Genomic DNA, 11,210 nt, shown 5'->3' on the forward strand with positions numbered 1-11,210 from the left:
CCGCCGTCGGCTGCTGTTCTGCGTAGGGTCCTTTAGGCGAAGCTGTCCTCCCTGGCCTCCGGCGCAGCTGCAGTTGGCTTCCGACTGATCAGAGCCGACAGATGCGCCTGCTGTTGGCGGAAGTGGCCGTGGGCGGTGAGGCCGAACTCGTAGGCGGACTCGGCGTGCTGGGTGAGGTCGACGCCGGTGACTTCGTGCTCCAGGGGAACCCGGAATCCGATGGTCTTGTGAATGGCCCGGCCGATCACCAGCGTGCCCGCACCGGACACGGCGATGGTGATCAGAACGGCGACCGTCTGGGCAATGAGCTGCTGCGGGCCGCCACCGTAAAGGAGGCCGCCGGCCGTGCCCTCGGTGGGGAAGGCGATGAAGCCCAAGGACAGTGTGCCAATGACACCGGCGCCAAAGTGTACGCCCACCACGTCCAGGGAGTCGTCGAAACCGAACCTGTACTTCAGGTCCACAAACACTGCGCAGGCGGCGCCGGCAACCAGGCCCAGCCCAAGGGCGGCAAGAGGGCTGATGTTGGCACAGGAAGGCGTGATGGCCACCAAGCCAGCCACGACGCCGGACGCCGCACCCAGCGATGTCGGGTGGCCGTGGCGGATCTTCTCCACCACGAGCCAGCTCAGCATCGCCGCAGCCGGTGTGACCAGGGTGTTGATCCAGATGAGGCCAGCCTGCTCGGCCGTGGTTGCTGCGCCGCCGTTGAAGCCGAACCAGCCGAACCAGAGGATGGCCGCGCCGATCATGATGAACGGCACATTGTGCGGACGGTGGTTGGGGTCTTTGGCGAATCCGTGACGCTTTCCCACGATCAGTGCGAGGACGAAAGCGGCGGTTCCGGAGCTGACCTCAACCACTGCGCCGCCGGCGAAGTCGATGACCTGGCCGAAGATCTGGGTTACGGCGCCCCCGGCGCTCATGAGACCACCACCCCAGATCATGTAGGCCAGCGGGCAGTAAACCACGGTAATCCAGATCGGCACGAACAGTGCCCAAGCGCCAAACTTGGCGCGGTCGGCGATCGCACCGCTGATGAGGGCAACGGTGATAATGGCAAAAGTGGCGGCGAAGCCGGCCTTGATGAGATCGGGCGAGCCAATCAGGTCCTGCAGGCCGAAGTGTGCAAAGGGATTGCCGAACAGGCCGAGGAAGCCGTCGCCGGTGGTCATCGAGTAGCCCCACAGGACCCACACCGCGCCAACGATGCCCGCCGAAATGAAGCTCATCATGATCATGTTGAGCGCAGCCTTGGCCCGGGTCATGCCGCCGTAGAAGAGGCCGAGGCCGGGGGTCATGAACAGCACCATTGCCGCCGACAACATCATCCAGACGTGTTGCGCAGAGATCTCCACCTGCGTTCCCTTCTCATTGAGCCTGTCCGAAACGGGGCCGTTGTTCCGGCCCACGCCAACCCCCCGATCAATATTCGGTGAGCTATGTTTCCGACTCAGAAGAGCTAAGTTGCAGGTAAGTTACAGAAATCCCCGGTTCGTGAAGATCACGTCACTGTCATGTTTCCGGGATGTTAACGGCGGTTCTCACGCGGCCCGGCGGGATAGCCACCCCGTCGGCTGGCGATGATGATCACCAGGGCGACCGCCGTGGGCAGGGCCGCGGCCAGCGGCACCAGTTGGGCACCCACGCTGGTGAGGGCGAAGGCTCCGTACACGGCGCCGACGGCGATACCCAGCTGGATGGTCACCACGGTGAGTCCATTGGCAGCATCCTTGTGCTCACCACCGGCGCGAAGAATCGCGGCCTGGTTATAAATGCCCACGGCGCCGAACGCGATGCCCCATAGCGTCATCAGCCCGAACGCCCCCACCCAGGTGCCGCCCAGCACAGGCAGCAGGGCGAACGCAAGGGTCAAGAGTCCGACGGCGGCAATCACCGAGGTGCGTGGGCGGGAGTCAGCCGTCATGCCGGCAATCCAGATACCCACCAGGCTGGCGATTCCCACAACGGATAGCGACAGGCTTGTGGCGGATTCCGGCAGCCCCGAGGCGAGCAGGAACGGGGCCACGTAGGTGAACAGTGTGAAATGGGCGAGCAACAAGAGCGGCCAAGCGATGGCGATGGCCACAACGCCGGGCAGTTTCATGGCTGCCCTAAGGGACGGAGTCTTTTGGCTGGCTTGGTCATGTGCTGCCGGGAGAAGCCAAAACGCCAGAACTGCCAGCAGTGCACCCACTCCGGCAAGGACCATGAACGAGGCCCGCCACGTCATGAGCGAACCCATCAGCGTTCCAATGGGAGCGCCGACGGCCAACGCGATGCTGTTGCCGCTGAACACAACAGCCATGGCCTTGCCCACGGAATGTGCGGGAACGATACGTGCCACATACGGCGCCATGCTGGACCACAACATTCCGTGCGCGATGCCGCCAAGGAGCCGCGCCCCGATCGCCCAACCCAAGGTGGGGCTGAGCGCCAGGAGCACGTTGCTGAGGGCAAACGCCAGAACAGTGGCGATGAGCAGGGTCTTGCGCGGAACCCGTCCGGCAAGGAACCGGGAGAGAGGCAGGGCCGTGAAGACGATGATTGCCGCATAGACCGCAGTCAGGGAACCCACAGCCGATTCGTCCACTCCCAGATCCCGGCTGATTTGAGGGAGCAGACCCGAAGGCAGGAGTTCGGTGGTCACCGCGGTGAAACCTGCAGCCGCGAGCACCAAGAGTCCGCCCCACGGGATCTTCTTCGGTTGCTGCGTTTCAGCACGCGACGCCTCGGGTGATGGCGTTCCGACGACCATGGGGTCCTGCTTCAAAGATTTGCTCCTCTGGGATGAGTCATGGGGGTTCGTAGGGATCCCTACAACGTTATGCAGCCACGGCGATGCGAGGGAGTCACTGTCAGAAACCCCCTCCCGCTAGCAACACACTTTGTCCGTCAGCCATTCCTCGCGCAGACTGGGCCTGTGAAGCCCTTCCTATTGCTGGCCACCCGCGCCGAGGATGCCGCAGCCGACGATGAGTACCAGGCGTACCTCCGGTACTGCGACCTGAAACCGGAAGAACTGGTCCGTATTCGGCTGGAATCCGGGCCTTTACCGCCCTTTGAGCTGTCCGATTATTCCGGCGTGATCGTCGGCGGCAGCCCTTACACCTCCAGCGATCCGGTGGAGGAAAAGAGCGCAGCCCAGATCCGGGTTGAGACGGAACTCTCATCGCTGCTGAACCGGATCGTGGCCGAAGACTTCCCGTTCCTGGGTGCCTGCTACGGCGTCGGCACCTTGGGCGTGCACCAAGGAGCCGTCATCGATCGCCGTTTTGGGGAAGCGGTGGGGGCAACCCGGATCACGCTGACCGCCGACGGTGAAAGCGATCCCATGCTTCGCGGTGTCCCGCGAACCTTCGATGCGTTCGTTGGACACAAGGAAGCGTGCAGTCAACTTCCCGAACACGCTGTGCTGTTGGCCAGTTCAGAGGCGTGCCCTGTGCACATGTTCCGGATCAAGAACAACCTGTACGCCACGCAGTTCCACCCTGAACTGGACGCCGACGGCCTCATCACCCGCATCAACATCTACAAGAACGCCGGCTACTTTCCGCCCCACACTGCCGACGAACTCATCGGGACGGCCCGCCGATCATCCGTGACCGAACCGATGCGGGTGCTCAGGAACTTCACGGAGCGCTACGCCCGCTAGCCCTTCATTGATGCGCCCTGCTCGTTGTGGGGCCTGCTTTGCGCGCTTTCGTGGGGGAGTTCCGTGCGGACTGGGCCTCGCAATTGGGGTGGGGGTGTTGTGGGGCCTGCTTTGCGTCCCCACCGCCTCCCTAGCTTCGCAAGCTCAGCCAGGGAACCCGGGCGGCGTGGGCCCTGCTGTCGAATGCCGCGCAGAATAGGCCTCGCAACGGGAGTGGGTGTGTTGTGGGGCCTGCTTTGCGCGCTTTCGTGGGGGAATTGCGTGCAGATTAGGCCTCGCAACGGGGGTGGGTGTGTTGTGGGGCCTGCTTTGCGTGCTTTCGTGGGGGAGTTCCGCGCAGACTGGGCCTCGCAACGGGGTGGGTGTGTTGTGGGGCCTGCTTTGCGTCCCCACCGCCTCCCTAGCTTCGCAAGCTCAGCCAGGGAACCCGGGCGGCGTGGGCCCTGCTGTCGAATGCCGTGCAGATTAGGCCTCGCAACGCAACGTCAGCGACGCGTCAGCGTTGGAGTCGCCGGCACGGTAGGCGCAGGTGACGGGGGTGGAGCCGGTGCCACGAACGGCCCGCTCGGGTAGAGGGCCACGGCTTCCACCATGTAGTTGGCCCATTGGGGACCGGCGATCATGTACCCGTCCAAGGATTTGTAGAACTTGCCGTTGATGGTGACGTTTTGCCCCGCCCGCTGTTGTCCCGCCGTCGTATCTCCAAAGAACGACGCCGTAGCTAGCGTCGTGGTGTAACCGGCCACCCATGTGGCGCCGTTGTTGTTGGACGTGCCTGTCTTGGCGGCAACGGGGACCTTCGTGTGGACCTTGGGTTCGATCCATACACCGGAACCTACCTTCATCACATCTTGCAAGACGGCGTTCACTCCGCGGGCCACGGCCGGTTTCACGGCCTCCCGGCATTCCGGCGTTTGGGCCTCGTACTCCCTGCCCTGGGAATCGCTGATCTCGGTGATCGCGATGGGCTCGCAATATGTGCCGTCATTGGCAAATGTGGCGTAGGCACTGGCCAGGACCAGTGGGGCCACACCGATGGAGCCGAGGAGGTTGCCGATCTGGTGCATGTTGACGGGCGCATTGTCCAAGCCGCTGTGCAGTCCAACTGCGTCCACCATCTTCTGGATCCCGCAGAAGTCCAGTTGGGCTGCAGTGGCGAAGGTAGCGGTGTTGATGGAGTTGTAGAGGCCGTAGTTGATGGGCATCGGGCGGTAGTAGCCGTCGTCGTTGTTTTGCAGGTCGTCATCTGCGCCCAGGTTCTGGGCTTTCTGGGCGGTGCTGTAACCGCCAAGGACCTTGCCGCAGCTCGAACGCCATGGGAAACCAACGGGGTACACCCTGCGGGAAGCATCCACCACGGCGGTGGGGTGCTTGCCCTCGTTGAGCCACTCGGCGTAAATGAAGGGTTTCATGGTTGAACCGGGCTGGAAGCCACCCGCACCATTGAGGTCGTAACCGTTCTCGTCTTTGGCATCCACATTGAAGTTCAGCTGGGTGTCGTACTTTCCTTCCTGTGGTACAAATACCGTGTTTTGGGCCATTGCCAGGATCTTCCCGGTACCCGGCTGAACAGTGGTCATCGCGGCGCCCCACTTGTCCGGGTTGGCTCCGGCGGATGCGTCCACCTGTTGCTGGGCGACGTGCTGAAGCCGGGTGTCCAAGGTGGTGGTGATGGTCAGGCCACCGCGATACAGAAGCCGCTCACGATCCTCCACGGTTGCCCCGTACGCCTCGTTGTTCAGGATCAGGTGGGAAACGTAGTCGCAGAAGTAGGTGGCGAACGATGTTCCCGCACACCCTTGCAAGGAAGGAGTGATGTCCAGTTCGATAGGCGTGGCCACCGCTACGCCGTGGTCCACAGCCGTGATCTTGCCCTGTTCCAGCATCCTGGACAACACCAGGTTGCGGCGGTCGAGTGCAGCCTGGGGATCGGCAATGGGGTCATAAATGCTGGGGCCATTGACCAAACCGGCCAGCAGGGCTGCTTGGGGCAGGGTCAGATCCATGGCGGAGGTGCTGAAGAAGTAGCGGGATGCGGCCTCGATGCCGTACGCGTTCCGGTTGAAGAACACGATGTTCAGGTAACCCTCAAGGATCTGGTCCTTGCTGAAGCGCTTCTCTAGTTCCAGGGCAAGCTTGATCTCGCGCAACTTGTCGCCCACGGTCTTCTGGCCACTGAGCACCACGTCCTCCGGCCGCCCCTCGGACAGGCGGGACTCGTTGAGGACGTTGGTGACGTACTGCTGGGTGAGCGTGGAAGCGCCTTGCCTGGTGCCTTGGGTCAAGTTGGAACTCAGCGCCCGCATGATGCCTTGGGCGTCCACACCCGCATGTTCGTAGAAGCGGCTGTCCTCGATCGCGATGATCGCCTCACGGATGAACGGCGACATCTCCTCCAAGGGGACTTTGACCCGGTTCTCGGCGAAGAAGGTGGCTATGAGTTGCCCGTCTGCAGAGACCACTGTGCTGGAAAGCGAGGGAGAATCGACGTCGAGCTCGGCCGGCAGGCTTTGGTAAAACCCTACGGAGCCGTGCACGGTGGTGCTGGTGAAGGCAACCACGGGGGCCAGGAATCCTGTGATCAGCACCCCGCAGAGAGTGCTCACGAAGAAGAAGCCGAAGACCCTCAAGAGGACCTTGCCCAGACCTATCTTTGGACCCTTTTTCCGCGTCATTTTCGTGCCACTCCCTAGGGATGTCAGGCTGAAAAGTAGCTACAGAATACGTCCACCAACGCTGTGGGGCTATGGGTTTGACGCCCTAATATGGTCCCAAATCGGACTCAATCCAGCGGCAGCGTAACCCTCACAGTGGTGCCCCGCCCAACCGCAGAATCGATGTCTACCGTCCCGCCGGCGTCGTGCACTGCAATGGACATCAGCAGCAATCCGTAACCGTGCCGCCGGCCACTGGGAGCCGCGTGAATCTCGAAACCGGTGCCATCGTCCGTGACGGTGATCTGAATGCCGTGGTAAACGGCGTTGAGCCGGACGGTGAGCTGGCTGGCGTTTGCGTAGTTGAGGGTGTTGCTGAAGGTCTCCTGCGCCACGTGATAGAGGAGGGCGGCAGCTGAGGAGGAGATCTCGATGCCGTGATGCGGGGTGTGCCAGTGCACTGTGACGCCTGCACGCCGGAGCGGTGCTGCCAGCCGGTCGATGCATCCTGCGACACCCAGCGCGTAGAAATCCACGGGGTGCTGGTCCTGGATGATGCCCTTGACGGAGACCACCTCGGTTAGTGCTGATGCCTGTTCCATTGCTTCCCCCACATCGTCGTGTTTCATACTGGAAATTCGTTGCCGAAACCCCTGTGTATTGGTGCTTCGTCTGCTTCCAGCGTGGCGCTGCTATATCAAGGAAGCTTTTCGATTGGCTCAAGTTCGCATCAAGTTTGCTGGGGAGGCTTGCGGACACCCTGCGGGTTCTTTAAAGCGCCCGACGACGGCACTTGAGTGCCGTCGTCGGGCGCTGCTTATTCCGTTTAAGACAGGGCCGTGAGCACCAGCCGGCAGGCGCTTGGGATCGGTTGGATGATGTCGACGGCGGTGGTCTCCGCCAGCCGCCGCGCGGTGGCGCTGAGTGGGCCGCCGGCGATGATGACTGCCTCGGCGTTGTCAGTGGCCATAGCCTCTGTGACAGCCCGCGCCAACTCCTGGAACTGACGTTCAGGGTCTGCCGCCAAGACCAAAGGTTCTGAAAGCGTCAGGCGGACACCGGTGAAGTGCTCCTGGAACCCGTGGTCTGCCACCAGCTTGCCCAGGGCTTCCGCCAACAATGGCGTGCTTGTTGCCATGCCAAAGCGACGGAGGCCGCCGTGAGAGTTCCGGGCCGCAGCGTAAACGGAGCCCTGCCCTATGCCGATCACCGGGATGTCCAGTTCGTGGTCCAACTGTGCCCGCCCGGGATCACCTATCGCTGCCACGATCACTGCCGCCACCCTGCCGCCGTCGGGCCCGGAAAGATAGCCGTGCACAGCATCGCGGACGTGCGCCTCAGACTCGGACAAGGAGACCGGATCCACGATCATGGGAGGCCCGGCGGCTGCGGTAATGCCCACAACCCGGAGACCATGCGGCGCCAGGGTCTCCTCAGCCAGGTCCACCATCATGGTTGTGGTGTTGCCGTTGGTGTTCGGATTGACCAGAAGGACTGTGTCCGGGCTGGAAACGCTAGTGTCCATAGATCGCAGCTTCCTCGTCATCGCCCGGTTCAGCGTCCTCTTCCAGGGGCTTGTTGAAGGTCTCGGGCGGGAATTGGACCACGATCGCCAGGATGACGAACAGCACTGCCAGCGTGGTGAACATGCCCGGCAACCCGGCGGAGTCGAACACGGCCCCGGAGATGAGCGGGAACAGGCCTCCGGACAAGGAACCCGCTGCCAGGATGATGGACGTACCGAAACCACGGGTGCGCGTGGGGTAGAGCTCCGGAGCAAACAGCCAGATGGTGGTGTTAAGGATGATCACCGAGAAGTTGAAGAGGACTCCGAAGATCACAACGAGCACGATGTCGGTGGCAAGGAAGGCCATGGACAGCCCGGACAGGCAGCCAAGAATTGCGGCCGCGGTGAGCACTTTCTTCCGCGGCAACCGGCTGGCGAGGTAGGCGGCTGTGCAGGCTCCCAGCAATGAACCCGACTGCATGATCAGCGTGAACCAGAGGCTCGTGTTCACGGCATAACCGCGGGACACCAGGATGGTTGGCATCAGCGTCAGCATGGAAATCTGGGCGGCGTAGGACATGCAAACGGCAATGCACAGCAGCACCGTTCGCTTGAGGAGCTTGCCGCGGAGGGCGTCCTTCCAGTGGCCGGACGATTTCACCACCACAGGATCGGGTACTGCGGTGATGTAGGTGTCGGGGTCCTTAATGGGGCCGGAGAGCTTGTTGCGGGCAAGCCGGGTGATGACGAGGTTTGCCTCATCGATTTTGCCTTGGGAAGCCAGGAAGCGCGGCGTCTCCGGGACGTACCTTCTGAAGAACATCACTAGTAGAGCGGGGATGAACAGCAGGCCGAACACCCAGCGCCACTTGTCCGGGCCGTCGAAAAGCGTGAAGACGAGGATGCCGAAGGCCGGTGCCAGCATGTTGCCCAGACCGGCTGCGGTGACGTTGATCAGTCCCACTGCGGTGCCGCGGTGTTTGGCGGCGAAGAACTCCGCCATCATGATCACGGCAACGGCTATTTCACCACCGAGCCCGAAGCCGACAATGAAGCGGCCCGCGGCCAAAATGGGATAGTTCGGAGCAACGGCGCAGAGCAATGAGCCACCGGCGAAGATGATGAGGTTGATGACCAGCATGTGCCGCCGGCCGTACTTATCGACGATGAGGCCCGTCGCAAGCCGTCCAAGTGCGGTTGCCGTAAACGTCATCGTGTTCAGCAAACCGATTTCGGTGGCGCCTAATCCCCACGACTGGCGGAGGATGGGGCCCGTGATTCCCACGGCATTTTGTTCGAGGGCGTCGAAGAACACGCCCAGCAGGATCATGAAGACAATTTGGCGGTGTGCGCCGGTCACCCCAATCCGCTGATACGCGCCTTCGATTTGTTTGGCCAGGGATCCGGTCCGCGGTGTTGCAGCCTCCTGGGCAAGGTCTTTTTCCACAGTGCGCTCCTATCTGAGCTCTGAAGGTTTCATTCATTGCCACGCGAATGGTTCCGTCATGCGGAATGCGAATATCACATGAGGGAATGTGATGGAGATTACACTTTGGGATACCAGAAGGCCATGGTTAGCGTGTAAACAGAATGTGACCGGGAGCTCAAATGGGGGTTGGCAGGCGCGGCGTGATGACCTCTTTTGAAGCTTTGGGCAGTGGAATGCATCCAATTTAGGTTGATTTTTCGCCGTTGAGGCGTCAAAAGAGGTCAGGATGCCACGGCCCAACAACCACCGGACCTCACTAAAAACCGTCCGGGCAATAGTGGCCCGTGAGCCCGCTAGTATGCCAGCGGCTCACGGGCCACTTGGAGTTACCAGCGGCCGCCGCCACCTGGACCCTGAGCCTGGGTGTACTCGCCGGCCGTCACTGTCCCCTGCTCTTCGGCGCCGGAGATGGAGCCGGTTGTCACCCCGGACTCAGCGTCAGCACTGCCTCCTGTGTACACGGTGTACGTCTCACCGTCGGTGATCGCGGAGGACGAGAACACCAAGGATGCGATCGTCTTGGTGGTCACGAACGTCGCCACCACTGCTCCCGAAGAATCAACAATGTGCACGGGGGTGCCTGCGGAAACCGAGGAGTTGAGAGTCACCTGCACACCGGACTGGGTGGATGAGGTTCCCGGGGCCACTGCCATTCCGGCGCTGCCTGCCGCTGCCACGGTGCCGCCGGTCACGGTCAGTTCACCGTTGACGTCGAGTGCGCCGTTGCCGTTGTTTGTGGGTCCGTTGACCACCACGGTGCCGCCGGAGATGGTGGCGCCACCGTTTGAATCCAGGCCGTCGCCCTCGGAATTGATGGTCAGCGTTCCGCCGGAAACGTCCACGGTGTAGTCACCAGCTGCGGACTCGCCCCCGCCCATCGGCCCTCCGCCGCCCGCCGCGCCGGAGTCGGTACTGGTGGACGACCCGCCCGAGGCGTTCACGCCGTCGTCGTTCGCCGTGACGGTAACGTCGCCACCGGTGATCGCCATGTGCTGTGCTTCGAGGCCTTCCTCGGACTCAGCCACTGTGACTGTTCCACCGGAAACAGTGAGGGTGTTGAAGGCCTTCACACCGTCATCGCCCGCGTTGACCGTCAACGAGCCGCCGCTGACCAGGAGCCAACCGCGGCCTTCGTCCGTTTCGTTGTCTGCTTTCACGCCGTCTCCTCCAGCGGTCACCTGGTACGCGCCGTCCAAGAGAACCGTGTAGTCCTTGCCACGAATGCCGTCATCCACAGCCTCCACGGTGACCTTGCCGGCGGCCATCACCAGACCATCCTTGGACACGATTCCGTCGTTGGATTTCCCGTTGACCGTGAGTGAACCGGTGCCGGCGATGGTCAGGTCGGCCATGGAGTAGAGGGCTGCATTGGGGGCTTCCTCGCCTTGGTCGGCGTAGCTGGCGGCATCGGTCAGAGTGTTCGTGCTGCCGTCCTCCAGGTACACGATTGCCTCATCCGCGCTCTGCACCACAAAAGGCGAGCCTGAGGAGTTGCCCAGTTCCACACCGTCCAGGATGATCCGCACGGCGTCTTCCTCACCCGCGGCCACCACGATCCGGCCATCGCTGAGTGAGCCGCTGAGGCGGTAGGTTCCCGCCGCAGTTATGGTGACGGTATCGCCGTCAACCGCCACGCCAGTGGAGGACGACGACGTCACTTTGCTGCCGCCGTCGGCCAGGCTGATTGCCACTTCGGTTGCCGCGTCCCACGTGAGGTCGTCGCTGTCGTAGTGGGTGTCCTCCTCGATGGTTCCGGCAGTAACTGCCTGCTGGGTGGTTGTTGTGCCGGAGTCGCTGGAGGTAGTGCCAGTGGACGTAGAGCTGGTGACGGCCGTGGAGCAGCCGGCCAAGGAAATGGCGAGGGCGACGGCGGCAACGGAAAGGGATGTACGGAAAGAGCGCATG

General features: G+C 62.5%; 8 protein-coding genes. 1 reads left to right on the top strand and 7 read right to left on the bottom strand.

Annotation, left to right across the window (positions count from 1 at the left end):
• Nucleotides 1-32: 32 nt before the first annotated feature.
• Nucleotides 33-1,358 carry an ammonium transporter gene (locus M1D89_RS05810; RefSeq protein WP_498650906.1) on the bottom strand — a complete coding sequence of 442 codons (1,326 nt, stop codon included), beginning with the start codon at nt 1,356-1,358 and terminating at the stop codon, nt 33-35.
• 173 nt (nt 1,359-1,531) lie between these two features.
• A complete protein-coding gene (locus M1D89_RS05815) occupies nt 1,532-2,758 on the bottom strand; it encodes an MFS transporter (RefSeq protein WP_498650907.1) in 1,227 nt (408 codons plus the stop codon).
• 165 nt (nt 2,759-2,923) lie between these two features.
• On the opposite strand from M1D89_RS05815, the gene M1D89_RS05820 reads away from it, so the two are divergent.
• Nucleotides 2,924-3,655 carry a glutamine amidotransferase gene (locus M1D89_RS05820; protein ID WP_498648845.1) on the top strand — a complete coding sequence of 244 codons (732 nt, stop codon included), beginning with the start codon at nt 2,924-2,926 and terminating at the stop codon, nt 3,653-3,655.
• A 485-nt stretch (nt 3,656-4,140) separates the two neighbouring features.
• On the opposite strand, the gene M1D89_RS05825 is transcribed toward M1D89_RS05820, so the two are convergent.
• From M1D89_RS05825 to M1D89_RS05845, 5 genes are all read right to left on the bottom strand, one after another.
• Nucleotides 4,141-6,330 (bottom strand): transglycosylase domain-containing protein, encoded by a 2,190-nt coding sequence (locus M1D89_RS05825; protein WP_498648847.1) that lies wholly within the window; start codon nt 6,328-6,330, stop codon nt 4,141-4,143.
• Between the two features lie 107 nt (nt 6,331-6,437).
• Nucleotides 6,438-6,938 carry a sensor histidine kinase gene (locus M1D89_RS05830; protein WP_498648848.1) on the bottom strand — a complete coding sequence of 167 codons (501 nt, stop codon included), beginning with the start codon at nt 6,936-6,938 and terminating at the stop codon, nt 6,438-6,440.
• 197 nt (nt 6,939-7,135) lie between these two features.
• Nucleotides 7,136-7,834, bottom strand: a complete 699-nt coding sequence (locus M1D89_RS05835) for an aspartate/glutamate racemase family protein (protein ID WP_498648850.1) — start codon at nt 7,832-7,834, stop codon at nt 7,136-7,138.
• On the bottom strand, nt 7,824-9,263 hold the full coding sequence (locus tag M1D89_RS05840) for an MFS transporter (RefSeq protein WP_498648852.1): 1,440 nt from the start codon (nt 9,261-9,263) through the stop codon (nt 7,824-7,826). Before M1D89_RS05840 ends, M1D89_RS05835 begins: the two co-directional genes overlap by 11 nt.
• A 368-nt stretch (nt 9,264-9,631) precedes the next feature.
• Nucleotides 9,632-11,209 (bottom strand): carbohydrate-binding domain-containing protein, encoded by a 1,578-nt coding sequence (locus tag M1D89_RS05845; protein ID WP_498648854.1) that lies wholly within the window; start codon nt 11,207-11,209, stop codon nt 9,632-9,634.
• Between the last annotated feature and the right edge of the window lies 1 nt (nt 11,210).

Source organism: Arthrobacter sp. D3-18, assembly GCF_054408525.1.

Coding starts and splice junctions, on each gene's coding strand:
- M1D89_RS05815 (WP_498650907.1), bottom strand. CDS start 2,758: ATGGTCGTCGGAACGCCATCACCCGAGGCGTCGCGTGCTGAAACGCAG.
- M1D89_RS05825 (WP_498648847.1), bottom strand. CDS start 6,330: ATGACGCGGAAAAAGGGTCCAAAGATAGGTCTGGGCAAGGTCCTCTTG.
- M1D89_RS05830 (WP_498648848.1), bottom strand. CDS start 6,938: ATGAAACACGACGATGTGGGGGAAGCAATGGAACAGGCATCAGCACTA.
- M1D89_RS05835 (WP_498648850.1), bottom strand. CDS start 7,834: ATGGACACTAGCGTTTCCAGCCCGGACACAGTCCTTCTGGTCAATCCG.
- M1D89_RS05845 (WP_498648854.1), bottom strand. CDS start 11,209: ATGCGCTCTTTCCGTACATCCCTTTCCGTTGCCGCCGTCGCCCTCGCC.